This is a genomic window from Pseudomonas sp. ICMP 10191 (assembly GCF_001467335.1).
Lineage (GTDB): Bacteria > Pseudomonadota > Gammaproteobacteria > Pseudomonadales > Pseudomonadaceae > Aquipseudomonas > Aquipseudomonas cerasi.
Map to the genome: position 1 here is coordinate 15,387 of NZ_LKGW01000135.1, position 26,407 is coordinate 41,793.

32 protein-coding genes and 2 pseudogenes are annotated in these 26,407 nt (G+C 56.6%); 11 read left to right on the forward strand and 23 right to left on the reverse strand.

Going from position 1 to position 26,407, the window contains the following annotated elements; all coding sequences use genetic code 11:
* Nucleotide 1 precedes the first annotated feature (1 nt).
* The 10 genes from AO388_RS20585 to AO388_RS20625 form a co-directional block, all read right to left on the reverse strand.
* Nucleotides 2-1,207 carry a phage major capsid protein gene (locus tag AO388_RS20585; protein ID WP_016568944.1) on the reverse strand — a complete coding sequence of 402 codons (1,206 nt, stop codon included), beginning with the start codon at nucleotides 1,205-1,207 and terminating at the stop codon, nucleotides 2-4.
* Complete coding sequence (locus AO388_RS20590) at nucleotides 1,204-1,848, reverse strand: HK97 family phage prohead protease (RefSeq protein WP_003418882.1); 645 nt, start codon at nucleotides 1,846-1,848, stop codon at nucleotides 1,204-1,206. The genes AO388_RS20585 and AO388_RS20590 overlap by 4 nt, the downstream gene beginning before the upstream one ends.
* Nucleotides 1,832-3,046 (reverse strand): phage portal protein, encoded by a 1,215-nt coding sequence (locus AO388_RS20595; protein ID WP_058417023.1) that lies wholly within the window; start codon nucleotides 3,044-3,046, stop codon nucleotides 1,832-1,834. Before AO388_RS20595 ends, AO388_RS20590 begins: the two co-directional genes overlap by 17 nt.
* Before the next feature lie 2 nt (nucleotides 3,047-3,048).
* Nucleotides 3,049-4,737 (reverse strand): terminase large subunit, encoded by a 1,689-nt coding sequence (locus AO388_RS20600; RefSeq protein WP_016568945.1) that lies wholly within the window; start codon nucleotides 4,735-4,737, stop codon nucleotides 3,049-3,051.
* On the reverse strand, nucleotides 4,734-5,240 hold the full coding sequence (locus AO388_RS20605) for a terminase (RefSeq protein WP_058417024.1): 507 nt from the start codon (nucleotides 5,238-5,240) through the stop codon (nucleotides 4,734-4,736). Before AO388_RS20605 ends, AO388_RS20600 begins: the two co-directional genes overlap by 4 nt.
* A gap of 163 nt (nucleotides 5,241-5,403) precedes the next feature.
* Nucleotides 5,404-6,027: an HNH endonuclease gene (locus tag AO388_RS27895; protein WP_083515853.1), complete on the reverse strand. Its 624-nt coding sequence runs from the start codon at nucleotides 6,025-6,027 to the stop codon at nucleotides 5,404-5,406.
* Between the two features lie 4 nt (nucleotides 6,028-6,031).
* Nucleotides 6,032-6,370 carry an HNH endonuclease gene (locus AO388_RS27900; RefSeq protein ID WP_083515854.1) on the reverse strand — a complete coding sequence of 113 codons (339 nt, stop codon included), beginning with the start codon at nucleotides 6,368-6,370 and terminating at the stop codon, nucleotides 6,032-6,034.
* A 3-nt stretch (nucleotides 6,371-6,373) separates the two neighbouring features.
* The gene (locus AO388_RS20615; RefSeq protein WP_058417026.1) at nucleotides 6,374-6,658 is read right to left on the reverse strand and encodes a hypothetical protein; all 285 of its coding nucleotides are present in this window, start codon (nucleotides 6,656-6,658) and stop codon (nucleotides 6,374-6,376) included.
* Nucleotides 6,659-6,705: 47 nt separating this feature from the next.
* Entirely contained in the window at nucleotides 6,706-7,044 is a 339-nt protein-coding gene (locus tag AO388_RS20620; RefSeq protein WP_058417027.1) for a hypothetical protein, read from the reverse strand.
* Complete coding sequence (locus tag AO388_RS20625) at nucleotides 7,044-7,415, reverse strand: hypothetical protein (RefSeq protein ID WP_058417028.1); 372 nt, start codon at nucleotides 7,413-7,415, stop codon at nucleotides 7,044-7,046. The genes AO388_RS20620 and AO388_RS20625 overlap by 1 nt, the downstream gene beginning before the upstream one ends.
* A gap of 252 nt (nucleotides 7,416-7,667) precedes the next feature.
* On the opposite strand from AO388_RS20625, the gene AO388_RS20630 reads away from it, so the two are divergent.
* Nucleotides 7,668-8,249 (forward strand): DUF6037 family protein, encoded by a 582-nt coding sequence (locus AO388_RS20630; RefSeq protein ID WP_058417029.1) that lies wholly within the window; start codon nucleotides 7,668-7,670, stop codon nucleotides 8,247-8,249.
* A gap of 112 nt (nucleotides 8,250-8,361) precedes the next feature.
* On the opposite strand, the gene AO388_RS20635 is transcribed toward AO388_RS20630, so the two are convergent.
* The 11 genes from AO388_RS20635 to AO388_RS27910 form a co-directional block, all read right to left on the reverse strand.
* A complete protein-coding gene (locus tag AO388_RS20635; RefSeq protein WP_058417030.1) occupies nucleotides 8,362-8,748 on the reverse strand; it encodes an antiterminator Q family protein in 387 nt (128 codons plus the stop codon).
* Nucleotides 8,745-9,029 carry a hypothetical protein gene (locus AO388_RS20640; RefSeq protein ID WP_058417031.1) on the reverse strand — a complete coding sequence of 95 codons (285 nt, stop codon included), beginning with the start codon at nucleotides 9,027-9,029 and terminating at the stop codon, nucleotides 8,745-8,747. Before AO388_RS20640 ends, AO388_RS20635 begins: the two co-directional genes overlap by 4 nt.
* Before the next feature lie 94 nt (nucleotides 9,030-9,123).
* Nucleotides 9,124-10,476, reverse strand: coding sequence for a tyrosine-type recombinase/integrase (locus AO388_RS20645; RefSeq protein WP_058417032.1), 1,353 nt, complete (start codon nucleotides 10,474-10,476; stop codon nucleotides 9,124-9,126).
* Entirely contained in the window at nucleotides 10,469-11,851 is a 1,383-nt protein-coding gene (locus AO388_RS20650; protein WP_058417033.1) for a replicative DNA helicase, read from the reverse strand. Before AO388_RS20650 ends, AO388_RS20645 begins: the two co-directional genes overlap by 8 nt.
* Nucleotides 11,848-12,636 carry an ATP-binding protein gene (locus tag AO388_RS20655; protein WP_058417034.1) on the reverse strand — a complete coding sequence of 263 codons (789 nt, stop codon included), beginning with the start codon at nucleotides 12,634-12,636 and terminating at the stop codon, nucleotides 11,848-11,850. Before AO388_RS20655 ends, AO388_RS20650 begins: the two co-directional genes overlap by 4 nt.
* Nucleotides 12,633-13,409, reverse strand: coding sequence for a helix-turn-helix domain-containing protein (locus tag AO388_RS27905; RefSeq protein ID WP_083515855.1), 777 nt, complete (start codon nucleotides 13,407-13,409; stop codon nucleotides 12,633-12,635). The genes AO388_RS20655 and AO388_RS27905 overlap by 4 nt, the downstream gene beginning before the upstream one ends.
* A complete protein-coding gene (locus AO388_RS20665; protein WP_058417035.1) occupies nucleotides 13,406-13,783 on the reverse strand; it encodes a hypothetical protein in 378 nt (125 codons plus the stop codon). Before AO388_RS20665 ends, AO388_RS27905 begins: the two co-directional genes overlap by 4 nt.
* Nucleotides 13,780-14,499: a Rha family transcriptional regulator gene (locus AO388_RS20670; RefSeq protein WP_058417036.1), complete on the reverse strand. Its 720-nt coding sequence runs from the start codon at nucleotides 14,497-14,499 to the stop codon at nucleotides 13,780-13,782. Before AO388_RS20670 ends, AO388_RS20665 begins: the two co-directional genes overlap by 4 nt.
* Complete coding sequence (locus tag AO388_RS20675; protein ID WP_003313700.1) at nucleotides 14,496-14,735, reverse strand: hypothetical protein; 240 nt, start codon at nucleotides 14,733-14,735, stop codon at nucleotides 14,496-14,498. The genes AO388_RS20670 and AO388_RS20675 overlap by 4 nt, the downstream gene beginning before the upstream one ends.
* Nucleotides 14,732-15,142, reverse strand: a complete 411-nt coding sequence (locus tag AO388_RS20680) for a hypothetical protein (protein WP_058417037.1) — start codon at nucleotides 15,140-15,142, stop codon at nucleotides 14,732-14,734. Before AO388_RS20680 ends, AO388_RS20675 begins: the two co-directional genes overlap by 4 nt.
* A 490-nt stretch (nucleotides 15,143-15,632) precedes the next feature.
* Complete coding sequence (locus AO388_RS27910) at nucleotides 15,633-15,941, reverse strand: transcriptional regulator (protein WP_083515856.1); 309 nt, start codon at nucleotides 15,939-15,941, stop codon at nucleotides 15,633-15,635.
* Between AO388_RS27910 and AO388_RS20690 the strand changes: the two genes are divergently transcribed.
* From AO388_RS20690 to AO388_RS20725, 9 genes and pseudogenes are all read left to right on the forward strand, one after another.
* A complete protein-coding gene (locus AO388_RS20690; protein ID WP_236713925.1) occupies nucleotides 15,829-16,773 on the forward strand; it encodes a LexA family transcriptional regulator in 945 nt (314 codons plus the stop codon). The genes AO388_RS27910 and AO388_RS20690 overlap by 113 nt on opposite strands.
* 134 nt (nucleotides 16,774-16,907) lie before the next feature.
* Nucleotides 16,908-17,294 carry a response regulator transcription factor gene (locus tag AO388_RS20695; protein ID WP_003313705.1) on the forward strand — a complete coding sequence of 129 codons (387 nt, stop codon included), beginning with the start codon at nucleotides 16,908-16,910 and terminating at the stop codon, nucleotides 17,292-17,294.
* A 77-nt stretch (nucleotides 17,295-17,371) separates the two neighbouring features.
* Complete coding sequence (locus AO388_RS20700; protein ID WP_003313706.1) at nucleotides 17,372-17,569, forward strand: carbon storage regulator; 198 nt, start codon at nucleotides 17,372-17,374, stop codon at nucleotides 17,567-17,569.
* The gene (locus AO388_RS20705) at nucleotides 17,556-17,795 is read left to right on the forward strand and encodes an Arc family DNA-binding protein (protein WP_003313707.1); all 240 of its coding nucleotides are present in this window, start codon (nucleotides 17,556-17,558) and stop codon (nucleotides 17,793-17,795) included. Before AO388_RS20700 ends, AO388_RS20705 begins: the two co-directional genes overlap by 14 nt.
* On the forward strand, nucleotides 17,792-17,992 hold the full coding sequence (locus AO388_RS20710) for a hypothetical protein (RefSeq protein WP_003313708.1): 201 nt from the start codon (nucleotides 17,792-17,794) through the stop codon (nucleotides 17,990-17,992). The genes AO388_RS20705 and AO388_RS20710 overlap by 4 nt, the downstream gene beginning before the upstream one ends.
* A 207-nt stretch (nucleotides 17,993-18,199) precedes the next feature.
* Entirely contained in the window at nucleotides 18,200-19,357 is a 1,158-nt protein-coding gene (locus AO388_RS20715) for a site-specific integrase (RefSeq protein ID WP_058417039.1), read from the forward strand.
* A gap of 144 nt (nucleotides 19,358-19,501) precedes the next feature.
* Nucleotides 19,502-21,196, forward strand: a complete 1,695-nt coding sequence (locus tag AO388_RS20720; protein WP_003313711.1) for an ATP-dependent nuclease — start codon at nucleotides 19,502-19,504, stop codon at nucleotides 21,194-21,196.
* Nucleotides 21,197-21,420: 224 nt separating this feature from the next.
* Nucleotides 21,421-21,611 (forward strand): annotated as a pseudogene (locus AO388_RS29230) (chromosome segregation protein SMC); the annotation flags it as partial.
* 188 nt (nucleotides 21,612-21,799) lie between these two features.
* The gene (locus tag AO388_RS20725; RefSeq protein WP_058417040.1) at nucleotides 21,800-22,885 is read left to right on the forward strand and encodes a GGDEF domain-containing protein; all 1,086 of its coding nucleotides are present in this window, start codon (nucleotides 21,800-21,802) and stop codon (nucleotides 22,883-22,885) included.
* A gap of 15 nt (nucleotides 22,886-22,900) precedes the next feature.
* Here AO388_RS20725 and AO388_RS20730 read toward each other — a convergent pair whose 3' ends face one another.
* The gene (locus AO388_RS20730; RefSeq protein WP_024662458.1) at nucleotides 22,901-23,332 is read right to left on the reverse strand and encodes a GNAT family N-acetyltransferase; all 432 of its coding nucleotides are present in this window, start codon (nucleotides 23,330-23,332) and stop codon (nucleotides 22,901-22,903) included.
* 392 nt (nucleotides 23,333-23,724) lie between these two features.
* Between AO388_RS20730 and katG the strand changes: the two genes are divergently transcribed.
* Nucleotides 23,725-25,995: a catalase/peroxidase HPI gene (katG, locus tag AO388_RS20735; RefSeq protein WP_058417041.1), complete on the forward strand. Its 2,271-nt coding sequence runs from the start codon at nucleotides 23,725-23,727 to the stop codon at nucleotides 25,993-25,995.
* 90 nt (nucleotides 25,996-26,085) lie between these two features.
* Here the strand turns inward: katG and AO388_RS30410 are convergent.
* A pseudogene (locus AO388_RS30410) lies at nucleotides 26,086-26,373 on the reverse strand (methyl-accepting chemotaxis protein); the annotation flags it as partial.
* Nucleotides 26,374-26,407 lie beyond the last annotated feature (34 nt).

Sequence of the window (26,407 nt, forward strand, 5' to 3'; positions counted from 1 at the left end):
CTTACTTGGCCGCGAAGCGACCTTTGACGAAGGCGTATGGACGGCGGACCGCCAAGCCAAGACGCTCTTCGACGAGCACGACGCGTTGGTTGCGTACGAAGTCGTCATTGATCATGCCGACCTTCACGGTGAACGCCATGCGGTCATAGATGCGCGCGCCCTGGGCGAACGAGCCGGTCAGGAACTCGCCACCTGTGGTGTCGCCATCGCCCTCGTCCATGCTGTCCGAAGCAACTACCGGACGACCCCAAAGGATTGGAGTGACCAAGCCTTGCAGGTTGGCGAACAGGTAGCGGTTTTCAGCATCCTTCTGCAGCTCGATGTTCATCCAGTCGAGGTCGGTCATGACCACGGCATCTGCGGCGCGCTTGGATTGCTTGCGGACTTGGTAGATCGCGCGGCGCACGGTGTCGATTGCCGTGTCGCCAGTCTTGGACAGAGCAGCGTCAAATGCTCTTGCCTGGGTCATGACGCCGTTGAGATTGTTGTCTTGACCGTCGCCCTTGAGGATCTGCCCTTCTTCTTCCAGCTTCAGGTCGTAGCGCAGCAGTTCCTGAATGTAGGAATACAGCTGCGGCACATCGTCTAGCGCTTCGTCGGTGATCGGCATCCAAACCGCCATCTTCTTGATGGTGTCGGTCTTTTGGGTGAACGTCACGTTGCTGGTGGGCTTCACACCGCCTTCAGCAACCATGCCAGCGCCGCGTGTGTGGACGTTCTCGACGAAGTAGCTGTAAGAATTTCCGTCTACCGGAGTGCTCGGGATCAGGTCGCGAATCAGCAGGTTCTGGCGGGGTACGTCCTGGATAGTCGGGTCGTACCGAGGGACCACCAGGCCGGAGCTGGTGACTTTCATTTCAGTCATCGACGCCATGTCGGACTTGGTGATCTCGATTTCAGCCTTATCCTGCTTTCGCGAGCTCACGGCCTTGTAGTCGTCATTGCCTTTGACGAAGTCAATAAAGCCTTTCTTGTCGCCGCCCTGGCCACGCAACTTGATGCCCTTCTCTTCGAGAATTTGCACCTGCTCGATGATGCGCTCCAACTCACCTTTCTGGTTTTCGATCTGCTTTTTCAGATCTCCAGCCACAGCGTTACCTTTTTCCAGCTCACCAGAAACGGCGTCGTATTTCACTTGCAGGTTGCCGAAGCCCTCTTTGAGTTGCTTTTCGAGGGATTCGCGAATTTCTTTTACGTCAGCGGTCATGGCTGAACTCCAAATTGGGTATTGAACAGTTGGGAGATTGCTTTCAGCTCATCCACGATCACCGTGTCCGCTGCACCACCATCACGGTGGACGGCGGTATAGCCGAGCGAGGCGACCGCAGCCGCCTCCTTTTGCGAAAGGCCCATGCGTTCACGCAGGGCCTTTTCAAAAAGTCTGATATCCGACTTCACGTCGGTAATGGTCGCCTCGGGGTTCATGCCGAACGGGACGATCGAGGCTTCCCACAGCTCAGCCTCCTTGATGATGCGAATCTGCCGGCCTGCACGCTCTTCATAACTCGACAGCAGCGTGTTGAAGCCGATGGACATGCTGTCCAGCGTGCCCTCCTTCATCAGCTCGTAGGCATCACGGGCATAGCTGACGGCAAGGTTGATCCTGCCTTTCAGGAACAGGCCGTGGGCGTCCTGGGTGAACTCGGCAGACCCAACCAGGCGAGTCAGGTCGTGAAACAGCGCCAGCTTCAAGCGCCCTCCCCGCGTTGCCTTCACCTTGGTGAAAGCGCCCGGCAGAATCACGTCATCGCCCAGATCAACGTTGTTGAACACCGAGGCATAACCTTCGAAGTTACCGGCGTCATCAACGGCCTTTACCTCGAAGGGAACTTCAATTTTTGTCAGCATTGGTCTGCATCTCCCATCGGGTGACCTGGTTGTATTGATCGCCCAATAGCGGGGGCAGGTTTTCTTTTTCGCGGACTTCGTTGATAGCCATCCAGCCAGAGCCGCCGGAGCCACCAAGGGCCGCTGTGTAGTAAGCCGATCGACCAGCGCTGTCAGCGCGCAGCAGGCCCTCCACGATGAACTCGACAAAGCGAGTCGTGCCTGCAAACAGCTTGTCGTTGAGCTCGTCCTCGATGGCGTCGAGGTACGGCTTGAGGCCGAAGGTTACGAAGCCGCTGGTTTGCTGCTCCAGATTCGAACCCATGATTGAGGTTTTACCGGCCCGGTTAGCCAGATAGAGCGGAACGCCCCACACACCTGCAAGCGCCTCTTCCTGAAACTGCTGAGACTCAATGAACTGGCTGTCCTTCTGACTGAGACCCGCCGGTATGATCTTGGGGTTGCCCTGCAAAATCGCCATCTTGCCGATGTCAGCGGCGTCACCTTTACGAACGTCTGGGAATTTCTCCATGACCTGCGCCTGCTGTTCCTTGGTCAGGAACTGCTCGTAGATCACATAGCCGCCAGTGAAGCCGCCCTTGCGCATGAAGTGTGCTGACCAGTCCTGCGCGGCCTTGGCCAGCCCCATCGTTTCTGCCTGATACTCGATTGGTGAAAGCCCAACGATTCCGTCAATGCTGAACAATTTGAAATGCAGCATGTTCTCGGGCGACACCGGAAACCGCTCGCCACCCAAGGTCACGAAATAAATCAGGTCGCCGTCTGTATTGACCTCAACCGAGTCAAACGGAACTGGCAGAAACGCTATCGGATCGCCGTTCGCCGCGCGCTCGATCAGGTTGTAGCTGTTCCCTCGCAACGCCATGTTCACGACGGCCGCTTTCAGGAAATTCAGCCGAGTCATATAGGGATTGGGCTTGCGCAGCACCCTTGCTGCCCGGTCCTTGTACGGGACCAACACACGCTTGCCGTCCTGGTCGTCATACAGTTTGAGCGGCAGCCCGGACACCGATTCGCACAGAATCTTCACGCAAGACCAGACAATGCCGATGCTCAGCGCATTTTTTGACGTGATACGCACGCCAGCCTTGGTGCGCTTGCCACCTATCTCAAGATCGACTTCGACGTAGTCACCGGTCAACGGATCGGTGTAGCCAAAGAAACGCCACGTCAGTGGGTTGTACCAACGAAATGACATAGTCAGCCTACAAGTCCGAAGAAACCATTATTCAAGTAGTCATCCATCCCGCCTTTGCTTTCAGGGTTGAGTGACATAAGGGATACCGCGTTGAAGGTGGCCATCAGCGGGTCAATCTTGGCCGAGCCCGAAGCCTGCTTGGTGATGAGGATCGAGTTGCCACGCGGCTCGACCCTGGCATTACCGCAGCACCAGGCCATCATGGGTTGGCCGCCGTGGATCAGCCCGCCCTCAGCCAGCTTGCGCTCGGTAGTCTTGATCGCGCCGCCCAGCTTCCAGCCCTGAGAGATACCGATGATCTTGTCCTGCGGTACGCCAGCGGCGACCAGCGCATCAAGCACACCACCAATGCCAGCCGGGTCAACGCCGACCTGATCCAGCAACCCGGCCTTCTCGACGCGGGCAGCCAGGTCCGCGACTTCCTCGAGGTCATCGCCAATGACTTGAACCATGGTTAGATGGCACTCTTTGGCGAAGTCATGAAGCCGTGGCGCCTCGCCCTTACGGCGCTCAAGCACCGACGGGTGAGCCCAGGCATGCGTCCACAAAAGCCACTGGCGCGTGTGCTTGTCACGCCCAATTGCCGCAAACCCAAGCAGGTCGTCCAGACCGCCGCCGTCGATGCCGATATCGATCACTTCGCAGCGCTCGATCAGATCGTCCAGCGTCAGGCCGGGGAGCTTGGCCTGCACTTCCCAAAACTCAGCACCGGCCCATCGATCAGAGCGCAGCGCCAAACCGATCTCGACGTTCAAGTGTTTGGCGAGAAAACCACGGAACGACTCTTCGCCGTCGATCTGCGCCTGGGTGAAGCCGCGTTCAATGAACGGCTCGTCTACCGACAGCCCCAGATTCGGGTTGGTGATATACGCGTGTTTGACGTCGCGGTGGTCGCCCGCGTCGATCATGTGTTTCGGGAATTCGTAGAGCACCGGCAAGAACGACTTATCGACTATGAGACCGTCGCGCACCTGGCGTGCGTAAAGCAGCTTCTGCCGGAACACGCCAGCAGGCGGTGCATCGGACTGGGTCGTAGCCCAGATAATGAAGCCCTCAGGCCTTGAGGCCAGGCCGCCAGTAGCCTCGCGCAGCATGGCCTCGGCATTGGCTCGCTTGCCGAAGACCCATAATTCGTCGATGAATACGCCGATGGCTTTCTTACCCGATACCGTCTCGCTGTCGGCTGCCACCACCTTGAGGGTCGCGCCGGTCTGCATGTGCGTAACGGTGCGCAAGTGATCCTGCACCTTGAGCAAGGCCGATAGCTCTTCGTCGGCCTTCACCATGTCCCGTATAGGGATGTAGGAGTTGTCGGCAATCTCCTTGGTCGGCGCCAGGATGATGAACTCGCCAGAGGTGCGCCAGTTCAGTACCAGAGCAGTCAGCATAATGCCGGCGGCAATGGTCGACTTGCCGTTCTTCTTGCTGATCAGCAGCATGAATTCGCTGATCATCCGACGACCGCTGTACGGGTCGTATGCGCCGAATATCGCGGCGACGAATTCATTCACCCAAGGCCGGACTGTCTCGCACATCAAAGGGCTGCCGGTAGCATCCACCATGCGCAGGTCGCCGAAGACATTCAGCGCCTCGGCTGCTTGATCCGGGAACAGAGGCTCGAAAGGAATCAGGCTTTGGCGAGCGACGATGCGCTGCTCCCAGTCTGTGCAGGACGTCGACCACTCCATCATTTCACCACCGAGAGCGGGCCTTTACGAACCCCGAACTTGCCCTGAGCGGCGCCTGCGGCCTTGTCCTTAGCCGTCTCCTTCTTACCGCTCTCCCCTTTGCGCGGGTGAATGAACGGCATGAGCGCCTTAGCTGCGTCTACCCGCAGCTTGGCCTCGGCCTCGAAGTCATTCATCGTTGCCAGCAGGAAGTCTTTCGGGTCGGAGAAGCGCAAAGCCTTCGACAGATCGAAAGCCTCGTCGGGCTGTTCTTCAGCCTGGCCATGCTCGCCGACAGGTGCCGCGGGTGACGCCGCTGCTGGGGAGCTGCCTTTAACAAATTTGTTAACTTTTTTGTTAACTGCCGAGCCTGTTAAAGCCTCCATCACGAACGGGTCTTTCGCCAGCCTCGCACCCGCCTGCGCAGCGCTGGAAGCCGCGTATCCTGCGGCTATGGCTGCATCTTTATTGGACGCACCTCCCCTGACCGCATCGACAAATGCGCGTTTTTTAGGGGTGAGGGCCATTAACAAAAAATCCTGAGCGGGAAAAAATCTGTACGTGCGGTCGAGGGCGGTCTAGTGATCGAAAAACTCTATATTTTTGCCCCCCCCTCCAAATCGTCCGATTTCGCACCAAAACCGTGCAGATCACGCCGAAAACGGTCAAAACGCGCGACCCGGAGCCACTTCATGTTGTAACGACGGGTTGAGCACGGCTTGGTGGTCCCGACCTGCCTTTCCTTGGGGAGAACACGTCTTCCAGCTTCCATCCAGCACTCAGCCGGTACTCCAGTGCATTGCGAGACAGGTTCAAATAGCGCGCCCACTCGATGAGGCACATCGTCTTCCCATGCACTGTGTAGCGTCGGTTGGACCTCAGCCGGTGAGTCCGCGCCATCTTGCTGAAGCCGCGCTTCTGGTTGCAGGTGGCACAGCTTGCAACCAGATTGCTGGGAGTATTGTCATCCTTCACATCGTTAAGGTGGTCGACGTGCAAGTCGTCCCAACTTACGACGGTTGAGCACCAATGACAGCTAAATGGGCCATCCCCGTGCTGGGCGTGATAAACCCTGCGATGCTCATACACTCGACAGCTGGAATCGCGGCGCAACGGATGTTCCGGCGCATAGGCCAGCGTGTAGCCGTGAGAATGGTTGAGCAGTCCAGGCTTGACCACTATGGCCTTGTCGGTGGATCCATGCCGGCGATGCCTGGTGTAGTGTTTTTCACAAAGTCCCGCGCCCTTCCTGTTGGCCACAGCAATACATCCAGCGACACGGCAATGAGCCGGCTGGGAATTATCGGTTTGCATAGGATTACCTGAACTGGTGTGAGCTTTCTTCGCGTTGTTTCACAGAGGAATGGCAGTGGGTGCACAGAGAAACCCAAAGGCTTCTATCCCAGAAAATATCCTGATCACCGCGATGAGGTACTGAGTGGTCCACTACCGACGCAGCGACGACTAGCCCTGCTCGGTCGCAGTAGACGCACAGCGGGTTGTCGCCCAGATGGACCAAGCGCGCTTTCTGCCATGCGTAGTTGTAACCTCGCTGGTTCGCCGTAGTCTTGCCCGCTCGCCAGGTAGCTGGAGGCGCGGTGCTTACCCGGTCGCCTTGAGTAGCTACGCGGTTGCCGAGCGTCTTGAGTCGAGCCATGTGTCACTCCACTTGCTGGTGCGTCACCGGCACGCCACGATCCTCATCGCCATTCACGCGCTGGATCTGGATCGCCAGCAACGCGTCGAGGTGCGAGCCCAGTCGATCACTCAATGGGGTGTCCTGCTCGGCGTTCATATCCTTCATCTGCTGATGCTCATCACGCAGCATGCGAACAGTGGACTCGATGGCCTGCTCCAATGGGTCAAGCATAAAGCCGCTGGTGAATCCTGCTACTTGATCCAACTTGAGTTCAGCGCCAACGGCCATAGGGTTGCTGTCGGTCATGTTCTTTCTCCGCGCCACGAAATGGCAGTGTCTGAATTTGTGGCGCGTTACGGCGTCTGCCGCTCTACCGCCTCGTTGACCTTGTCGGCGGCCTTGCTGGCCACCTCTGCCGCTTGCGTGGCTTTACCTGCTGCACCCTCAACCTTCACGGCCGCTTCAGTTGCAGACTTGGCCAGCTTATTCAGACGCATGTCGCGCTGCACCGTGGCTTCGTCGTAACCGCGGCGAACTTCGGCGACTTGGGCGCTATACCAACTGGCAAGCGACCATTGAGAGGCACCGAAGCCCAACGCGAACGAACCGGTTACCAGCAGCGAGGCGATCACCCAAACTTCCAGGCGGCGCCACCAGCGGCGAGCGATGAAATCAAGTGCGCATCTTTCCATCAGTTCATCCCTCCCAGTTTGGTGCGCAGACGGGCAATCTCTGCGCTCTGCGATGTGACCTTGTCGGTGAGTTGAGTGATCTGGCTGGTGAGGGCTTCGATCTTTCCCTCCATACGGCCTACAGCGGCAGCGAGTTCGTTGCGCTCCTTGGCGAACTGGTCAGATCGGGCCTCGGCCTCTTTGCGAGCCAGGCGTTCCGAGTCGAGCAGTTCGTTCAGCCTGCGGACGGTGCCGATATCGGCGCTGTCCATTGCGCGGTCAGCGGCATCTTTGGAGAGAAGTCTCCTCAACCAGAGAAATCCGCCAAGCAATACGGTGCCCGTTCCGCCCAGCCAGGTAGCTGTGCCTGGGCCGAGGTCGGTTGGGTCCATCCGTTACTCCACGAACAAAGAAAAAGGCGGAAATACCGCCAAAGAAATGAATGGGCTTGTCACTGGTATGAACGTTGAGGCGTGGCCTCGATAGTGGTTTGGATGGCAAGCCATCCTTGCCATTAGTTCGTCGCCGTCATTGCTTCAAACCATGTTGATTTAGAGGTATAAGAGCAGGCAGAGTCGCTAGCTAATACCCACACCACCAGACCTAGACGCTTTCAGCGTTGCGGCAAAACCCAAGGACAAGAAATGACAATCGTCTTAAATGGACTTCGCCCCCTTCAAAAGTCAATGCGGATGCAGGAGATAACTCGACAACGATTCACGTACCACCACTTGGCGGTGGAATTTGACGTTTACTACTTCATCGACGAGACACCAAATGAACTCCTTTTCGGTGCAAAGGGCCACAATTTCGCATTCACGGTGATCGTCAAACCAGGTTTCGAAGTGTTCCCGTACCTAAAAGAGGAGGACTATTTCAAGCTAAGAGAGATTCTTGGGATCAAAGGCGGCTCCGGTGAGAAGTTCTCCATCACCGCATTTATTGAGGAGTTCAACCTTAAGATCCCAACAAAAGCATCCTCTCCGGCGATCCCCGAGCCTCATGAAATATCCAGCACACGGGATGTTGATGAAGCCCATAAGCGGTTCTTTTTTGGGTGGCGGAATAACGATATCCGTGGAGAGAAAGTGACGGCGAAAAACTTGCACAAGACCAAGGAGTTGCTCGGCGTCCCTATTTATGAATCATGCTTGAAACGAAATGTCAGTTCGAAATGGACCGACATCGAAGGGGACAAAAAACAAGTCGTGCCGCCGCCGCAGTGATAAAAACCCGGCTCAAATATGGCCGGGTTTTCTTTTAACTGTCTGGGTGTCGCGCTTGAAAGCTGAACACCGTGCCATGAAAACAGGTGTTTATCAGGCCTGAAAGAACTTTTTACGCTGCTGCGCAAGTATCTCCTAAAGCACCGTCGATCCAAGCCACTCCCTGCCGAATGATTTCGCGGGCCGATCGCTCCGACATTTTGTGAGTCTCAGCAATCCGGACCATCGTCCACTTGGAGCCGAAGTACCACCATATGAAATCGCCCATCTGCTGGTTGCGCGCGATCAACCTTGCGATGGTGGCATCCACCAGCATTGCAGTCTCATCGGTGATCACATAAGTCAGCACGCTCGGCTCTGGGCAGTACTGGTTCAACAACGCCGCCAGTGGGGAGACATAGCGTGGGATACCCATGCCAGACATCCGCCAGGAGCCCCAGTTTTCCAGCAGGTATTCGGTATCGCCCAAGGGCTTGTCGACGTATGTACGCTTTTTCATGCTGCATTCCTAGGATCTGGTTCATTCATGCCGAAGAGTTCCATCAGCAGTCTGGTGGCTATGGTGCTCCTGGCATTGCCCTCAATGACCCATGCCCTGGCGAACGCTTCAAAGCCTGCGCTCGCCCGAGAGGCATGCCAGTCGGCGACGATGTCCATCAGGGCAGCAGATGCAATTCGTCCGTTGCTGGCCTCAAGCAACTGGCGGTTGCCGATCTTTAGGAATTTGCACTCCACGGCGGTCAGGCTCTTGCGCGGTAATGCTGCAGATAAATTGTTCATAGCGCTCGACTCCAGACCTGCATTGATTTATCGAGGGTTTCGTTTCCACATACTTGAATTGACACAGCGCGCAGCTTCAACCAGTAAAAAGGCCTCATGCTCTGCCACCTCCACTGGGGGTATATGCGGTAGCTTTTTCGTTATGCTTCCTCCCTTGGGATGGATACTGAGAATCGCTGAACGCCTTAATATCCGTGGCCTTAGGGTTAGGTTTCATGTTTTCGTGTCCTGCATATATCTCACCGAGCAAAGGGGTCAGCCCGTGCTGTTCGAGGTAGTTGTGCCACGCCTCCAGTGCCTGGCGTTTCAGGCCCTCGGCGGCGGTATGGATGTAAGTCGCGTCGAGGTCTTTCATGGCGTGGTTGAGCAACATCTCGCCGACCATGTAGTCCACTCCCAGATCGGCCCACGCTGTACGGGCCACCTTGCGCAAGTCATGGCTGGACCACTCACCCTTGGCCAAACCAGAGAACAGGGTGCTGGCCAACGTTGCGCTGATGGCTGCACCGGAGCGGCCAGGAAACAGAAACGGCCCCTGATACCCGCTGGCTTGTTGGAGACTCCGGTAACGCTCGATCAGCGCGCACGCCTGCGGTGTCAGTGGCAGGGTGTGTTCCGCCTTGGTCTTGGTGTCTGCCGCCGGGATGAACCACTGCCGGGTCGTGAGGTTCACGTTTTTCCAGCGGGCCAGCCGCGTCTCACCCAGGCGAGTGCCGTGGCACAGCATCATCAGCGCGAGCATGGACTCTAGCGGTGCCCGCTCGATACGTTCAGCCAGTTCCAGCAGCAGAGGCGGCAGGTCATCGCTGCGCAACCGGGCCGCCTTGGGCCGGATTCGCGTCTGCACGAAGTCGGTGTACTTGAAACTGGCCATCGGATTGGAGCCCAGCAGCGCCAACCGGGTTGCCTGACGGAAAGCTACGGCCAGCACGCCGTACACCGAGCGCACGAAAGACAACTCGTACCGCTCCTGCAGGGGCCACATCAGCAACCTGTCCAACGCAGGGCTGGTGAGGGCTTCAAGCTCCACATCCTGGAGTCGGGGCACCAGATGGCGGCGTAGCGCGGACTGGGCGCTGGCCTTGCGCTTGGCTGACAACCCACGGTCGCGGCTCATGCGGTCGGTGTACCACTCCAGCACGTCGCCCACAGTGGCCCAACTGGTAGTGACCGAGTTTGCCGCCGGGTCCGCAGATCGGCGCGCAAGGATGCTCGGCAGCGTGGACTGCATCAGCTTGGCGTTGATGCCAGGATAGTTGCCGGCTTTACCCCACTTGCCGCGCACCACCACATGCCAGGAACCTTTGGCTCGGTCGACGGTGGAATAACGGAAGTGCAGTTCAGGGTGTCGAGCATCGCGCAGCGCACGCACGTGAAGGCGCGAGGCATGCCGCCTGATTTCTGCGTCTGTCATGATCACCGTAAGTGTCTTCACCAGATCATTCATTGCCTGCCCTCCCCCGATACCCACGGTTCGCGAAGGCGCGGCCAATCTCGACCTCTTCGTCCGTCGCGTAGGAATTACCGGCGAAGTCCACGAAGCGGACAAACTGCCCCTGCTGCTGGACCATGCACGACCCTGTTTTGGCGTGGCGGCACTTGCCCACGATCAGCTCCGTGACACCGTTCTGCCCTTCCTCGCTATCCGGGTCACGGTACACGAGGATCACCACGTCGGCGTCGGCCTCGATCTGGCCCGAGTCGCGCAGGTCGCTTGGGCGTGGCTTTTTGTCAGTGCGGTTGGTTGATCCGCGGTTGAGCTGCGCCAGAACGATCACCGGCACGTCCAGTTCCTTGGCCATGTTCTTGAGCGCTGTGGATATCTTGCCCAGCTCGAGCGTTCGGTTCTGCCCGGCGCCCTCGGCGGCGATCAGGCCTATGTAGTCCACCACCACGATGCTCAGCCCTTCCTTTCGCTGCACCTGCCTGGCTGTTGACCGAATACGGGCAGCAGTCATGCCTTCCTCATCGCAGACGAACAGCTTGGAATTCTGCAGCACGTTCACAGCGCTGGTGAGACGGGGCCAGTCGTCATCCTGAAGCGTGTGCCCCTGATCGATACGGGTCAGGCTTATGCCGCCAACTGATGCGAGACCACGCGTGACCAGCTCCTCTTTCGTCATTTCCATCGAGACGATGAGCCCGACACCATTGTCAGTGCATGCAATTTTTTGAGCGATCTGCACGCCCAGCGAGGTTTTCCCTGAGCCCGGCAGGCCGGCGATCACGATCATGTTCTTGTTGCGAAGGCCGCGGATCAGCTCGTCCAGATCCTTCAGCCCGGTTTCGTGGCCGAGCTGCGCCGCTCTGTTGAACCGACTGTCAATGCCGTCGATAACGCCCGGCAAGACCTCGCTGTACTTGTAGTAATCCTTTCGGTCGGGGGCGCCCAGATCGCGCAAGTCCGCCGTTGCCTGCTGAGCCAGCGCGATGATGTCAGCGACCGGCAGGTTCTCACTGGCCGAATCCTTGATCACCTCCGCAACCTCAACCACACGGCGCAGGGCTGAACGCTCCAGTACGATGCGTTGATACCCGGCCCAGTTCGCCGTGCTGGGGGTGTTCTTCGCAATTTCTGCCGCATGGGACAAGGTTCGCTCACCGCTGGGCAGCTCTGGGTGCTCTGTGCTGACCGTGACCACGTCTATTGGCTGACCCGTGGCGTGCGTATCGATAATCGCTTGATACAGCGCGGCGTTATCGTCAAAAGCGAAATCAGCGGTACTCACGCGAGCCGTGATGCTGTCGAATAGCGATGCGTCCAGCAGCAGCGCACCCAACAGACCGTATTCAGCGTCAGCGCTGTAAAGTTCGCGGCTCATGCTGCACCTCGCGCTGAGGGCCAGCGGAACACGCAGACGAGCCCGCCACGGTCGCGCAGGCGATCCACGGCGCGGTCGCCCATGTTCACTTTCAAATCGGTGATGCTCAGGTTGCTGACGACAATCGTCGGCTTGAGCTGCTCGTAACGCCCGTTGATCACCTCAAACAGCACCTGGCGCTCGAAGTCGGTGCCGTTCTGCAGGCCCACTTCGTCGATAACCAGCAGATGCGGTCCGATCAGATCGGCGTAGACCTGCGACTCGGTTTTGGCCTGCGAGCCGAACGTCTCTTTCACGCTGCGGATGATGCCACCAGCCGTTACGTACAAACCGGTCACGCCCTGATTGCCGAAGTACCGGATGACCTGCTGGAGCATGGCAGTCGCAAGGTGAGTCTTGCCGGTGCCCACCTGCCCCAGCAACATCACGCAGCGGCCCACCTGATAGTTTTCGGCGAAGGCCTCCACGAAGCCCGTGGCGACGCTCCATGCCCTAGCTTTGGCGTTGTCATCCCCAGCCTTCCAGTTTTCAAGGGTGGCCTGCTGGAACCGGGCCGGGATGCATGAATCGAGCAGCCGTGAGTTCAGCAACCGCTCGGTGTGGACCAGCACGCCGCCAGCTCGGATACTGATGTCAGCCGAGTGACGGTTATCAAACTCGCAGCCAGGGCAGCCGTACCAGATCGGGTCAGCGCCGAACTGCTCGACCAACGCGCTGGTGTAGCGGCCGTGTGTTGAGCAATCGCCCTGGCGGGTGTCGATGGTGTAACGCGGTTGGAAGGTCATTGGCCATCCCCCGCAATCCGGTAGTTACCGTTGTCGTCCAGCTCCAGCCCGTCGGTGTGGTCCACCTGATCGAGCTGGGTGTGACGGGAGCCCGAACCTACATTGCCGGCCGGCTCTACTTCATCTTCCCAGCGCTTGCCGTTGAGCCAGGTCGCGGCGTGCGGGATGAACTGGCCGTTGTCCTTCGTCCAGCCAGGTGTCGCCACATGCTTGGCAAGCGCCGAGACGATCAGGTCATACAGTGCCTCGGTCATCTGGAGCTTCTGCCACGCCTTCGATGCCTTGTCCTTTCCAACCTTGCGTGGGTACAGCCTCCAGAAAGTATCGAATGACCCGTTTTCCACCCCGGTGCGAACAGGGTTTTTAGTGCTCTTTGTATTGTTGATGTTTGTATTGTTCCCCTGCGTGTTTTCCGAAGGGGGTTCGCCGTCTTTTCCGAAGGGGTTCGCGCCTTTTTCCGAAGGGGTATTCGGATAATCGAATGGGTCAACAAGACGAATTCGGCGCTCTACAATGCGCTTGCCGTCACGAATCAACTCGACATCCAAAAGCCCGCGATTAGCCAGCCCGCTGATGATTTCAGACACGCGGGAAATCGACAGATTGAAGAACTCGGCGAAGTGGGCATTCGTCGCGTAGCAGCCGCGGGCGTCCGTCTCAAGGCTGGATATCTCCCCAAGCATGACCTTTTCCACCGGCGACAGCGTGCGGTCAAGCCAGCGTTCGGCAGGAATCCAGACGCCTTGGAATTTGCGTGGGGTGTCTTTGCTCATTGCAAAGTCTCCCCGGCTGCATTAGCGCGCCGCACGACTGCAGCCCTTGGCGCTTCGATGGCCTCGCCGCGATACGCCATCAGAGCGCGCACAGCGGTCTCCATACGGCGTTTCGCGCTGCCCTTCGCTTGCTTGGCCTTCTGCGACTGCTCATATGTTTGATTCGTGAAGTTGATAACTGGCGTGTAGGCCGGGTCGTCAGGGTTGATTCGGCGAAAGTTCGGCTCGGGCTCACCGTGTACTGCGAAGTACTGCTGATACTCGTTATTGAGCAGCTGCCGCACGTCTCGGACGAGCGCCTGCGCGCGGTACCAGTCAACGGTCAGAGCAGCCACGCGCTGAACAAGCTGTTGATGGGACGGTTTTTTGCTCATGACTTAACCTTATGCACCAGTCGAAACCGGCCTTCAAAATAGGGGTGTGTGGCCTGAGTGGCGCTGACCATCTGGCACTCGGAAATGAAACGCTTGAACGCGGCGGTAACGAGGCTCTTTGACCAGACGATGTACTGGCTGCCCTTCGCTTCCTCGTGCCCGTTACGGACCATGCCTGCGTGATTTGGCTGGTTTGGCCACTGGCGCAGCACGAACGACACCGTCGACCCGGACAGGCCATAGGCCTTGTTCATTTCCGCCTGAATGCGGCCGAGCGGGATGCAGTTCTGCGGGCAGTGGTCCCAAACGCGCTGTTCGGCGATCACCTCGACCCTGCGCTCGATCCGTTCGATGGCCACCTGCTGCTCACGTTGCTGGCGCTCCATTTCCACCAGGTGGTTGGCATTCGCCGCCGTGATTTCTGCCTGCGTCATCGGGCGAGCGCCGTCCTCCAACTCCTGCCAGCGATCAACAAGCGCTGCTGTGAACTCAGGGCTTAGCTGGGCCACCACGATGAAACTGTCTCTCTTGCAGACCTGGAAAACGGCGACGGTTTGGCGGAGGTGATTTTTAACTTCCGCCACTGGCGGGAGTTGAATTGTTCCTCTCTCCGCAAGCCGAGCTATAGAGCGCTTCACGTCGTCATGACGGGAGCCGACCAGATCGGCAATCTCTTGGGAGGACATTGTCGGGGCGGTGCTGTTGATCAGATTCATTCCGGTATCCCCAAGCCTTGGGCAATCGACTGAAGGTCGGTATAGGCAGCTATCGCAATAAGGCGGATGGCTGCCTGCACGCCGGCCTCGCATCGGCAGTTCAGTTGCTCTTCGCCATCGTCCGAGCTTTCGCGGGCAACAGTGTTTTCCGCCAGCACGTCCGAGAGAATTCCGATGGCGTCCAGGGATTCAGCGATCCGCTTGGCTACGTGGGTGTAATGTTCTGGGTTGCTCATTGAACACCCCCATCACTGGCGCCACGATTTTCAGGGTCGTCGTTTTGTGGCGCGCGCTTGTCGTCCAGCGTCGCCCATTTGCCAACGCCAAGATCAATCACGTCCTTGCTCGACGCTGTGTCAAAACGATTCAGGTGACCACTGAACCCTAGAAGCTCCCAGCTTGTAGCGCTGCAGTCCTTGGCCCAGGCGTCATAATCCAGATGGCCGCCTACGTCTTTCTTGTCCGCACACCATTCCGGTAGTTGCCTAACGAGGCGCATTTCGTTCAAGTAAGTCCACCAGCGGGATGCATGCTTTCTTTCAGCGATCAGCAGGTCTGCGATCAACCGCTTTTGCTCAACGGTGAACGTGACTTCCAAAGGCGCTTGCGCCAATGGGGGTGCAGTGGTATTTTTCGGGTGCATGAAATCGTCCTCTAGACGAAGAAGTTCAAAAAGTCCATTGGCGTGGACTGGTTTAAAAAGGCTCGCGAACTGCGGGCCTTTTTGTTGCCCGTGATTTAGCCGGACAACAAAAACTGAAATGGAGTGAGCTGACTCATGCTTGATTCCTTTTCATTGGGCAGCAAAAAAGCCAACCATTGGAAGTTGCTGAAGAGGCCCTGGCGAGGGCCTTCCTTTTCCATTAAAAACGTGCACGACCCTAAGTTACCTAGCAAGCGAGGGCCTATGGAGGGTCGAGTTTTGCGTGCGCACATCTGCAAGGTCATGTGATAGTTCCGAAAAATGCTGTCCTTTCCTAAGTAGTGCTGGGCGAACGCTCCTGATAAGGAAAGAAATTTCCAGAAAAGTAGCTTTTGGCTATAACGCCGCATTATTTGGCGCCTATGACGTACAGATATCGTGAAATCTCGCGCATGCGCGGAATTTTGAAAGTTTTCGCATGCAGAATTTTTCATACCCTTTCTCCCGCAGTGCGCGGTCGACGGGTACTGGATGTATGAACAGAGGGTTTGCCCGCCTGCTCCTCGAGCAGCATTTGGCGCATTATTTCGTCCGAGATAGGTGAAGCATCTGGGTAAATGTCAGGCCTTAACTCATGGCGAGACACCCCGGTAGCGGATTCGATGGAGATGACCTGATGAGCTGGAATGCCTCTGACCTTCCAGTGGGAAACGGCCATAGGGCTGACTCCAACAATCTTCGCCAATGCGACGCCAGAACCGGCCGCCGTGATGGCTCGTTCTACAGGGGTCTGTGTCATAAACGTTTCTCAGCAAGCGACCTCGACAAATCAACAATACGTTTATTTAATAAACATTGCAATCTCAGTAAACTCGGTGTTTATGACTACTAAACATTCAGGCGATCGCCTCAAGTATCTGCTGCGCAGTAGGGGGCTCTCTGCCTCGCAATTCGCTGCTGAGTTTGGAATCAGCAACCAGATGCTTAATAACTGGTTCGTCAGAGGCATTCCTGGGCGTCACCTGCTGTCAGTCGCGCGGCGCTTAGGAATGAATCCGGAATGGTTAGAAAGTGGAGCCGGGGAGCCACACTATTCCAAGATCGACGAGGATTACCGTCGCCTTTCCGCGCCCGAGAAGGTAAAGGCAGACCAGGCCTATCGCGAATGGAACGAAGCACACAGCCCGACGACGAATATCGAGCCGGCTATACAGCCTCGGCGCTCTTTCGAGTACCCCGAGGTCTCATGGGTCCAGGCAGGAAGCCCTTCGGAAGCTATAGACCCCAGTAACATCGCGCTGTGTCCAAGACACAGTTCAGATGTATGGGCAGGCGAAGGCGGCTTCTGGTTGAAAGTCACCGGCAACTCAATGACCAGCTCAGGACCAGCAAGCTTTCCAGAGGGTCATCTGATTTTAGTAGCACCCGACCTAGAGCCCCGGCCAGGCCAATTTGTGGTCGCCAGGCTGGTCGACAGCAACGAAGCAACCTTCAAGCAGCTTGTTAAAGATGCAGGCGATCTTTACTTGAGGCCACTGAACCCTGCTTTCCCTGTCAAGGAGCTGACCGATAGCTGGGAAATCGTAGGCACAGTTGTCGACGGAAAGATGCCGAAATCTCTCTTCTCCTGACGCCTCTCGTCAATCATGCCGCCACCTTGGCGGTTTTTTTTGGTCTAAAATAAACAAAATAAACAAATTGTGTTGACCTTGAGGTAAACAGAATGTTTACTTGACCCACGCCAAACAAGCACGGAGCTCAAACCATGACCGCCAACACCCTCACCGCCGGCAACTGGAAAGGCAGCCTCAAAATGGGCTTGGCTCCTCGCGAGCTTGAGGCAACCTTGTGGGCGGCTGCCGATCTGACGGTAAAAGAGATTGGTCGTGCAATGGGCGTAAGTCCTGCTACCGCTGAGAAGCGCCTCGATAGCGCCAGGTTCAAGTTCGGGGCCAAGACCATGCGTGGCCTTGTTCTGGAAGCTTTTCGCCGTGGCGTGATTTCACCCGCCGCTGCTCTTACGCTCGTGCTGGCCGCCCACGGTGCGCTCGCTACCGACCCGATGACCAAAGTCCGCCGCAGCGGTGGGAGTGAATCCAAGATCGAAACTCGAATCGCAGCCAAACGCTATGAAGTGACGCTGGCGGCATAACCCAAACCTAATTTTGCGAAAGCCAACAATCGCGGTAGGCCCTCGGCTTGCCTGTAGAAACCAAAAGGAGTTGCACCATGCTGTGTCTAACCCGTCGCTTCGGCGAATCAATTGTCATTGGCGACAACATCAAAATCACCGTGATCAGCGGCCGGGACGGCCAAATCCGACTCGGCATCGATGCTCCGGCCGATCTGGCAGTCGACCGTTCCGAAATCCGCACTGCCAAGTTGGCCAACCCTCGCACCGGGAGCGATCGTCATGCAGCGGTATGAAGGCGGCAGCCGCGGTGCAGACAAATTTGTCGTGCGCCTCCCGGACGACATGCGCAGCGAGGTCGAGCGCGCAGCGGCATCAAGTGACACCAGCATGAACACCGTCGTGATCCGTGCCCTTCGCCTGTACCTGCACGGCCAGGAGCGGCAAGAGCTCTTGCTTGATGCGCTGGCCAAGGCCGCTGCGCACGAAGCTGCAGAGGCTGACCAGGAGCAGCAGGCATGAGCACACTAAGCCAAGGTACCCAGCGACACCCGCGCACCGAGTTCGAAAGCCTGGGCGAGCGCCTGATTCGGTTCGGTCAGGCGCTTCAAGACCCGGCCACCACCGTTGGACAGTTGACCGGCCTGGCCACCTCATGCGGGATCGCACTCAAGCTGCGCACGGTCGCTGAATCGGGGGCGCGTGATGATGAAGGCTGAAGCGTCAGTTTCGCCCGCAGTTCAAAACCTGAAGCGGCAGGAGTAGCAATCAATGCGCTACATGACCATCAGGAAATTCGCCAGCGAGTCTGGCTACAGCGAGGACGCTATCCGCTCGAAAATCCGTGATGGAATTTGGCGGCTTGGCGAAATTTGGTACAGGGCTCCGGATGGCCGGACGCTCATCGACATGGAAGGGTACGAGTCATGGGTAGAGACGGGCGGGGAGTTCGGGCGGTCTCCGATACGAGCATCGAAATCACGTTCATGTATCGGGGCGTCCGGTGCCGCGAGCGCATCACGCTCAAGCCCTCCCCCACTAATCTGAAGAAGGCCGAGCAGCATAAGGCAGCGATCGAGCATGCGATATCGATCGGCGCGTTCGACTACTCGGTGACGTTTCCCGGCTCGCCTAGGGCCGCGAAGTTTGCGCCTAAGGCAAACCAGGAAACAGTGGCAGGCTTCCTGACTCGTTGGCTGGAGGGAAAGAAGCGGCACGTCTCGAGCAGCACGTTCGACGGCTATCGTAAGATCGTGGAGCTGCGTCTGGTGCCGGCTCTTGGCGAGCACATGATGGTCGAGCTGAAACGAAAAGACGTGCGCGACTGGTTAAGCACCTTGGAAATCAGCAACAAGACACTGAGCAACATTCAGAGCTGTCTCAGATCGGCGCTGACTGACGCTGCAGAGGAAGAGCTGATCGAGGTGAATCCCCTGGCTGGTTGGACCTACTCGCGGAAGGAGGCACCAGCCAAGGACGACGACGTAGACCCGTTCAGCCCAGAAGAGCAGCAGGCAATACTAGCGGCCCTCAATGGCCAAGCACGCAACATGATGCAGTTCGCTTTGTGGACAGGCCTACGCACCAGCGAACTCGTTGCACTGGATTGGGGGGATATCGACTGGCTGCGCGAGGAAGTCCTGGTCAGCCGGGCCATTACCCAAGCTGCGAAGGGGCAAGCTGAAGTGACAAAGACGGCGGCCGGACGTAGGGCCGTGAAGCTGCTCAGGCCAGCTATGGACGCCTTGAAAGCACAGAAGGCCCACACATTTCTGGCTGACGCGGAGGTGTTCCAAAATCCTCGCACACTTGAACGCTGGACCGGCGACGGGCCGATCCGAAAGACAATGTGGGTTCCCGCTATGAAGAAAGCAGGAGTGCGGTACCGTCGCCCTTATCAAACCCGGCATACTTACGCGTCAATGATGCTGTCAGCAGGTGAACATCCAATGTGGGTCGCGAAGCAAATGGGACATGCTGACTGGATGATGATCGCGCGAGTTTACGGACGCTGGATGCCATCCGCCGATCTTCACGCAGGTGCGAAGGCGGAAACGCTGTGGACTTTAAAATCGAAAATCTAAACCAACAGGTCAGAAAATAAAATAGCACCCTGGTGCAAGAGACTACTGGTAACGCACAGGAGAAAGAGAACTGTACATAATCACAGCGATTGATTGGTAAGCCATCAATGTGCCACGCTCCGATTTTAGCCATGGAGCGGTAGCGTGAAGATTAAGTCAATCGTAGTTAAAAACTATAAAACGCTGGAAAACGTTCCACTCACCTTTGGCGACACCTTTACGTCTATAAGTGGTCGTAATAACGCGGGCAAGACTAGCGTTATAAAAGCCCTACAAGGGTTACTAAAAGACAAGGGGAAAAATGTTTGGTGGTCAGAGCGGGAAGGTATTGAGTACGCTACAGCAAAGACTCAGTGGACTCAAGAAGCGATGCCGATCGAGCTAGAATACATCTTATATTTTAGCGAACTTGATGACCCTGGCATGTATAAATTTGTACTAAAAATCGCATCGATAGAAAATTATGAGGAAAAAAGTTTTTCTTTGAGGATTTTGGTGCGATATACCGAGACAAGCGATAACGACGCTACTGTTTATTTCAATGATGCGCCGCTCGAAAGATTTGCATCTAAGGAAATCCATACCAAAATCACAGCATCAACGCTTGCCATTTTCCATAATTCCGCGGAAGTTGGAATGAGTGCTTATTTGAATGGAGGCTTTTCCAGACTCGCTCAAGACTTAATGTTCTCAAGTGCTGAGCTTAATGAAATCTCTGCTGAACAAGACCGTCTGAAGAAGAAAATAAAAAAATTGGCTGGCAAGCACAGAGCCGAGCTATCGGGACTGCTAGGAAAACTCGAAGAAAAATATGAAGTAGAGCTTACCGTTTTCGACAACTACTTAAACGGCCACATCCCTTTAGAACTAAACCTAAAAGATAAAAGCGTCGAGGTCTCACTTAACGAATGGGGTACTGGCACACAGAATCGTACACATATAATGATGTTGATTCTTTATGCCAACAAAATAAGACTTGAAGCTGGCGATGAAAACAGGATAACGCCGATTATAATAATAGAAGAGCCAGAAAGCTTCTTACACCCATCCGCTCAAGCTGAATTTGGCCGAGTAATCAGAAGCTTGTCCAGAGATTTAGACATTCAGATAATAATCTCTACTCATAGCCCATACATGTTGTGCCAAGAGTTCCCAGATTCAAACATATTATTAGAGAGGAAGACTTTTAGGAACAATCTGAGACAAACTGAGATTGTCCCCATCGATACCAGTAATTGGATGTCCCCTTTTAGCCAAATTTTAGGACTGGATAATGCCTCATTTACGCCTTGGCAGACGGTCATAGGCGCGCGCAAAAACTGCGCTATTTTTGTCGAAGGAATTCTGGATAAAGAGTACCTTGAGTTTATTTCCAGCCTTGGTCTGAGCGGACTTACGCTGCCAGAAGGTGCAGAGGTTTTAGCATATGATGGAAAGGACGCGTTAAAGAACTCCATACTACTCAAGTTTGTCATTGAAAAGTTCCATCGGGTGTATGTAACATTTGACCTAGATGCGACATCTGAACTAGAGCGCCCTATGAAAGTTTTAGGCCTTGAGAAAGATACTGACTATTATGGGATTGGCGTGAATGAGCCGGGCAGAGACTGCATCGAAGGGCTATTACCGCCTCTGATCGTTTCATCTGTATTTGGAAATAATCATAACTTAGTAATGAAAGCTCAAAGTCAAAACCAGGCCGATCGAAAAAGTGCTAAAAACTCGTTAAAACGACTAATGCTTGATGAATTCAAAAAGCGTGCGAATTGGTCGAAGTCTGAATTAGCGTCTTTCAAGCCCCTTTTTCAGGCGATTAGTAAAGCGTTCGTTGCGAAATGACAGCATAATGACAACTCCGGCCTTGTAAGCTCCGGTTTACAAAGGCTGGATGCGGGTTCAAATCCCCCCGGCCCACCAAATTGCAAATGAAGACGTCCTAAGGCGTCTTTTTTTGTGGGCGGACTGCCTGAGTGCCTCCCCGCTGATCGAGGTAGCGCCAGCTGATTCCCGGCCTCGCCAGCCACACAACCAACTCCCAATCGAATTGAACAGAGACCAGACACATGAACGAGATCCAAGAACGGCAAGACCGCCGCGATCAACTGCTGAAAGAGGCTGACCAGTTGCATACCCAGATGCTGCCTTTTGAAGCCGCGCTGGAAATGAGCAGTCCATTAGGCCTGCCCAGGAGCGCGAATTGCGCGACAAGTACAAAGAGCTGAAAAGGCGCTTCGACTCGCGCAATGCGCAAGCAACTGTAGATCAGACTGGCCGCTGCCCTGCCCCTCATTCAACAAGGCCTGCGCACGCCGCCCACAGCAAGACCAGCGGCCATGCCCCCCATCTGACAATCACGTATAGTGGCCATATATCATCACCCCTCTCGACCAAGGCGTGTGCCGTCGATAATGGTTCGGCTGGCGTAAGTATGGAAAACTGCACATGCCGCAAAGAAGAAACCTGAAAAACTCTATTTTCATACCCTTGAAGCTGTCTCAACTGATCGGTCTTTTCAGTTGGGTTATCAGTTGGTGCCTGAATCCGTCCATTGATCGATCACTGGATGTATTCATCTGTTGCGCGCTGACGGGGGCGACGCTGTCGATCATTGTCACGTCCAATAGCAGGAGCATGCTGGCGTGGCGTCTGTTCGGCATTATTTACATGGCGTCACTGACCTTTCTGTTCAATGAACAGATCGAACGCATGGGCGAGGAAGCGTCGATGTGGGGACTGGTTGTCACCTCCCTGCTCATCACGGGAATGAGCGTGTTCTTCGTCAAGTTTATTGATTACATCGCCGCCACTGCGCTGATCTGGTTGATCATGTGGCACACGGACCTGACGGCCATCGGCGTGGGCCATAAGCCGCTGTTTTATGTGTTCCTGATCAGTTCGACCTTGCTGGGCGGCTGCCTGAATGCGACCTTCCTGAGTCTGATCATGCAGACCATGGCAGCCAGGGACCGCTATCAGGAACTGTCCGAAACCGACACCCTGACGCACGCCCCCAATCGCCGTGCGCTGGTTGACAGTCTGAATACTGCGCTGGCGTCCGCTGAAAAATCGTCGTTGTGGTTTGCCATGCTTGATCTGGATCACTTTAAAAGTATCAACGACACCCATGGGCATGAGGTGGGCGACAATGTCCTTATAAGTTTTGCGACACGCCTCAAAGACATAAAGGGGCGAATCGCTTTTGGGCGCTTGGGTGGGGAAGAGTTTGGTGTGATCTTATCGGCGGCGAACGCCACAGACGCTATACACGCACTGGAAGAGTTATTGATGCTCACGCAAAAGGATGAAACGGCTCAAGTGCCCTATTCATTCAGTGGCGGTGTTGCAAGTTTGTCGCGGGTTGAAACGTTCAATGACCTGTTGAAAGAGGCTGATGAGAACCTCTATCACGCCAAGCGCAGTGGCAGAAAATGTATCGCCTTTGAAGGCAGGATAGTTTCACCGAGCGCTGCCAGCACGACAAAGCAGAATCAAGCGATGCAATTAGTTGACGCCCCTACGCATGCGTAGCGCCCGTCTCCCCCTTCAAACATTCCCGCCCCGCCGCACCTTCGAATACCGATCGATATCCTCCCGCAACGTCCACCCCTGCCCGTGCCAATAACGCCCGGCCGCTTCATTACTCTTCATGACGTCCAGGTGACATTTGTAAATACCCAGCGTGTCCAGACACTCGAGGCAGCGTTCAACCAACTCATGGGCAATACCGCGCCGGCGATACTCGGGCAGCACGATCAGATGCTGCAGATAACCGCGGCGTCCGTCGTGCCCGCACATCACACAGCCGCACAGGGCGCCGCCTGCCTCGGCGACGAAGCTCATGCCGGGGTTGCGTTCAAGGTAACGTGCGGTCGCTTCGCGTGAATCGGCGTCGCGCAGGGAAATGCCCGGCGTGCTGCGCATCAGTTCGATGACCGCGTCGTAGTCGTCCAGGGTCATGCGGCGAATCGTGATCATGGGCTAAGCCTGGCCTGCAGTCTCATGGGCTGGACAGGTTAGCAGAGCCGCTTGATGCCTTGATGACAGCGCCGCCAGAGTCTGCCTATCAACCCGTAATGTTCTTTCTATTAGAAATCTTCGCGAAGAAGGCTAATCTGGATAAGCGTCGGTGAGAGCCGCGCGGTTCCACCCTGATAAGGAGATAAGAATGAGCTCAAGTTTGCGACGCACGTTGCGGGCTTGCCTCGCAGCAATCTGATGATCGCTGTGCTGCGTATCTGTAGAGCTGGCCCGATCGTTGACCGAGCGGCCGGCATGAACCCAGTGCTGTTGAGTTCCGTCATCACTGTCTGAGGTCCCACGAGTGGACTGGATGGCCGGATGCAAATGACAAAAAAGGTGTATCAAGCATGTCAACTGAATCGAAATGCCCCTTCAACCACGCTGCTGGCGGCGGCACTACCAACCGTGATTGGTGGCCCAAGCAGCTGAATCTGAAGATTCTGCATCAGCATTCCTCGCTCTCCGACCCGATGGGCGAGAGCTTCGACTATGCCAAGGAATTCAAGAGCCTTGACATCGAAGCGGTCAAACAGGACCTGCGCAACGTCATGACTCAGTCCCAGGACTGGTGGCCGGCAGACTTCGGCCACTATGGCCCGCTGTTCATTCGTATGGCCTGGCACAGCGCCGGTACCTACCGCACAGGCGATGGTCGTGGCGGTGCCGGTGCCGGTCAGCAACGTTTTGCGCCGCTCAACAGCTGGCCTGACAACGTCAGCCTGGACAAGGCGCGCCGCCTGATCTGGCCGGTCAAGCAGAAGTATGGCCGCAAGATTTCCTGGGCTGACCTGATCGTGCTGACCGGTAACGTCGCGCTGGAGTCCATGGGCTTCAAGACCTTCGGTTTCTCCGGTGGTCGCGCGGATGTCTGGGAACCGGAAGAAGACGTGTACTGGGGTTCCGAGACCACCTGGCTGGGTGGTGAGGAGCGCTACGGCGCGCAGAAGAAAATGCAGCAACCGGGCGACGGCACGCTGGTGGCCGAGCCGGAGAACCATGCCAACGAAGAAAGCCGTACTGCCAGCGGCGAACGCAACCTGGAAAACCCGCTCGCCGCCGTGCAGATGGGCTTGATCTATGTGAACCCTGAAGGCCCTGAGGGTGTGCCGGACCCGGTTGCTTCGGCAAGGGATATCCGTGAAACCTTCGGTCGTATGGCGATGAATGACGAAGAGACCGTGGCGCTGATCGCCGGTGGTCACGCCTTCGGCAAGACCCACGGTGCCGGCCCTGCCGACAACGTTGGTCCGGAGCCTGAAGCAGCCGGCCTTGAAGAGCAGGGTTTTGGCTGGAGAAACAAATTCGGCAGCGGCAAGGGTGGCGACACCATCACCAGTGGCCTGGAAGTGACCTGGACTTCGACGCCGACCAAATGGAGCAACGAGTACCTCGAAAACCTCTTTGGATTCGAATGGGAACTGACCAAGAGCCCGGCAGGCGCGCATCAGTGGACGCCGAAGAACGGCGCTGGCGCGGGCAAGATTCCGGATGCCCACGATCCCTCCAAGCGTCATGCACCGAGCATGCTGACCTCTGACCTGGCGCTGCGCTTCGATCCGGCTTACGAGCAGATCTCCCGCCGTTTCCTGAACAACCCTGAGCAACTGGCCGACGCGTTCGCCCGCGCCTGGTTCAAGCTGACTCACCGTGACATGGGCCCGCTGGCCCGCTACCTCGGCCCGGAAACACCGACCGAAGAGCTGCTGTGGCAGGACCCGATTCCAAACGTTGATCATGCGTTGGTCGATGATCAGGATGTGGCCGCACTCAAGGCCAGGATTCTCGCTTCGGGCCTTTCGGTCTCGCAGCTGGTATCGACGGCTTGGGCGGCAGCTTCTACCTTCCGTGGCTCGGACAAGCGCGGTGGTGCCAATGGCGGCCGTCTGCGTCTGGCTCCGCAGAAGGATTGGGCGGTCAACCAGCCTGACCAACTGGCGGGCGTGCTGAAGACCCTCGAGGGCATTCAGAGCGAATTCAACGCGGGTCAGTCGAGCGGCAAGAAGGTTTCAATCGCCGACCTGATCGTCTTGGCGGGTAACGCAGGTGTCGAGCAGGCTGCGAAAAATGCAGGCCAGCACGTCACCGTTCCATTCGCACCGGGCCGCGCCGATGCGTCTCAAGAGCAGACCGATGTTGAGTCGTTCGGCTTCCTTGAGCCAATCGCTGATGGTTTCCGCAACTATCAGAAGGGGCATTACAAGGTCTCGGCAGAATCGTTGCTGGTCGACAAGGCGCAATTGCTGACCCTGACTGCACCGGAAATGACTGTACTGCTGGGCGGCCTGCGGGTCTTGAACATCAACGTCGGACAGAGCAAGCATGGCGTCTTCACTGATCAGCCGGGCACCCTGACCAACGACTTCTTCAGGAACCTGCTGGACATGGGCGTGGAGTGGAAAGCGACCGCAGGTGGCACTGATACCTTCGAGGCCCGTGACCGCAAGACTGGCGCAGTGAAATGGACCGGCACCCGTGTCGACCTGGTCTTCGGCTCGCATGCTCAACTGCGTGCGATTTCCGAGGTGTATGGCAGCTCGGATGCTCACGAGAAGTTCGTCAAAGACTTCGTGGCAGCCTGGACCAAGGTGATGAACCTGGACCGCTTCGACCTGGCTTGATGTGTCTGATGTGCTGAGTTGAAAAAACGCCTCCCTTGCGGAGGCGTTTTTTTCGCTGCGATCAAAAAGCGAAGGCTGGTTTCATGAGCGGCTCATCATGCTTGCCGCCTGCTCCGTCGCTTCGGTCGTTCGGGTCGCCAGCTTGCGAACTTCATCTGCCACAACCGCAAAGCCCCGCCCTGCCTCACCGGCGCGCGCAGCTTCGATTGCCGCATTGAGCGCCAGGAGGTTGGTCTGGCTGGCAATGCTCTGGATAGTACCAACTATCTGGGTCAGTTGAGCGATGTTCTCTTCCAGGTTTTTCTGATGCTGTGCTTCGGTATCGCGAAGAGCGTCCTGTTCATGCTTCAAATGCACATCCACCAACGCACCCACCACCCTGAGTGGAACACCTTCGGGGTCACGGCGAGTC

Excerpts from the sequence above, each read along its gene's own strand:
- AO388_RS20585 (WP_016568944.1), bottom strand. The coding sequence starts at position 1,207 with ATGACCGCTGACGTAAAAGAAATTCGCGAATCCCTCGAAAAGCAACTC.
- AO388_RS20590 (WP_003418882.1), bottom strand. The coding sequence starts at position 1,848 with ATGCTGACAAAAATTGAAGTTCCCTTCGAGGTAAAGGCCGTTGATGAC.
- AO388_RS20595 (WP_058417023.1), bottom strand. The coding sequence starts at position 3,046 with ATGTCATTTCGTTGGTACAACCCACTGACGTGGCGTTTCTTTGGCTAC.
- AO388_RS20600 (WP_016568945.1), bottom strand. The coding sequence starts at position 4,737 with ATGATGGAGTGGTCGACGTCCTGCACAGACTGGGAGCAGCGCATCGTC.
- AO388_RS20605 (WP_058417024.1), bottom strand. The coding sequence starts at position 5,240 with ATGGCCCTCACCCCTAAAAAACGCGCATTTGTCGATGCGGTCAGGGGA.
- AO388_RS27895 (WP_083515853.1), bottom strand. The coding sequence starts at position 6,027 with ATGCAAACCGATAATTCCCAGCCGGCTCATTGCCGTGTCGCTGGATGT.
- AO388_RS27900 (WP_083515854.1), bottom strand. The coding sequence starts at position 6,370 with ATGGCTCGACTCAAGACGCTCGGCAACCGCGTAGCTACTCAAGGCGAC.
- AO388_RS20615 (WP_058417026.1), bottom strand. The coding sequence starts at position 6,658 with ATGACCGACAGCAACCCTATGGCCGTTGGCGCTGAACTCAAGTTGGAT.
- AO388_RS20620 (WP_058417027.1), bottom strand. The coding sequence starts at position 7,044 with ATGGAAAGATGCGCACTTGATTTCATCGCTCGCCGCTGGTGGCGCCGC.
- AO388_RS20625 (WP_058417028.1), bottom strand. The coding sequence starts at position 7,415 with ATGGACCCAACCGACCTCGGCCCAGGCACAGCTACCTGGCTGGGCGGA.
- AO388_RS20630 (WP_058417029.1), top strand. The coding sequence starts at position 7,668 with ATGACAATCGTCTTAAATGGACTTCGCCCCCTTCAAAAGTCAATGCGG.
- AO388_RS20635 (WP_058417030.1), bottom strand. The coding sequence starts at position 8,748 with ATGAAAAAGCGTACATACGTCGACAAGCCCTTGGGCGATACCGAATAC.
- AO388_RS20640 (WP_058417031.1), bottom strand. The coding sequence starts at position 9,029 with ATGAACAATTTATCTGCAGCATTACCGCGCAAGAGCCTGACCGCCGTG.
- AO388_RS20645 (WP_058417032.1), bottom strand. The coding sequence starts at position 10,476 with ATGAATGATCTGGTGAAGACACTTACGGTGATCATGACAGACGCAGAA.
- AO388_RS20650 (WP_058417033.1), bottom strand. The coding sequence starts at position 11,851 with ATGAGCCGCGAACTTTACAGCGCTGACGCTGAATACGGTCTGTTGGGT.
- AO388_RS20655 (WP_058417034.1), bottom strand. The coding sequence starts at position 12,636 with ATGACCTTCCAACCGCGTTACACCATCGACACCCGCCAGGGCGATTGC.
- AO388_RS27905 (WP_083515855.1), bottom strand. The coding sequence starts at position 13,409 with ATGAGCAAAGACACCCCACGCAAATTCCAAGGCGTCTGGATTCCTGCC.
- AO388_RS20665 (WP_058417035.1), bottom strand. The coding sequence starts at position 13,783 with ATGAGCAAAAAACCGTCCCATCAACAGCTTGTTCAGCGCGTGGCTGCT.
- AO388_RS20670 (WP_058417036.1), bottom strand. The coding sequence starts at position 14,499 with ATGAATCTGATCAACAGCACCGCCCCGACAATGTCCTCCCAAGAGATT.
- AO388_RS20675 (WP_003313700.1), bottom strand. The coding sequence starts at position 14,735 with ATGAGCAACCCAGAACATTACACCCACGTAGCCAAGCGGATCGCTGAA.
- AO388_RS20680 (WP_058417037.1), bottom strand. The coding sequence starts at position 15,142 with ATGCACCCGAAAAATACCACTGCACCCCCATTGGCGCAAGCGCCTTTG.
- AO388_RS20690 (WP_236713925.1), top strand. The coding sequence starts at position 15,829 with ATGCCTCTGACCTTCCAGTGGGAAACGGCCATAGGGCTGACTCCAACA.
- AO388_RS27910 (WP_083515856.1), bottom strand. The coding sequence starts at position 15,941 with ATGACACAGACCCCTGTAGAACGAGCCATCACGGCGGCCGGTTCTGGC.
- AO388_RS20695 (WP_003313705.1), top strand. The coding sequence starts at position 16,908 with ATGACCGCCAACACCCTCACCGCCGGCAACTGGAAAGGCAGCCTCAAA.
- AO388_RS20700 (WP_003313706.1), top strand. The coding sequence starts at position 17,372 with ATGCTGTGTCTAACCCGTCGCTTCGGCGAATCAATTGTCATTGGCGAC.
- AO388_RS20705 (WP_003313707.1), top strand. The coding sequence starts at position 17,556 with ATGCAGCGGTATGAAGGCGGCAGCCGCGGTGCAGACAAATTTGTCGTG.
- AO388_RS20710 (WP_003313708.1), top strand. The coding sequence starts at position 17,792 with ATGAGCACACTAAGCCAAGGTACCCAGCGACACCCGCGCACCGAGTTC.
- AO388_RS20715 (WP_058417039.1), top strand. The coding sequence starts at position 18,200 with ATGGGTAGAGACGGGCGGGGAGTTCGGGCGGTCTCCGATACGAGCATC.
- AO388_RS20725 (WP_058417040.1), top strand. The coding sequence starts at position 21,800 with ATGCCGCAAAGAAGAAACCTGAAAAACTCTATTTTCATACCCTTGAAG.
- AO388_RS20730 (WP_024662458.1), bottom strand. The coding sequence starts at position 23,332 with ATGATCACGATTCGCCGCATGACCCTGGACGACTACGACGCGGTCATC.
- katG (WP_058417041.1), top strand. The coding sequence starts at position 23,725 with ATGTCAACTGAATCGAAATGCCCCTTCAACCACGCTGCTGGCGGCGGC.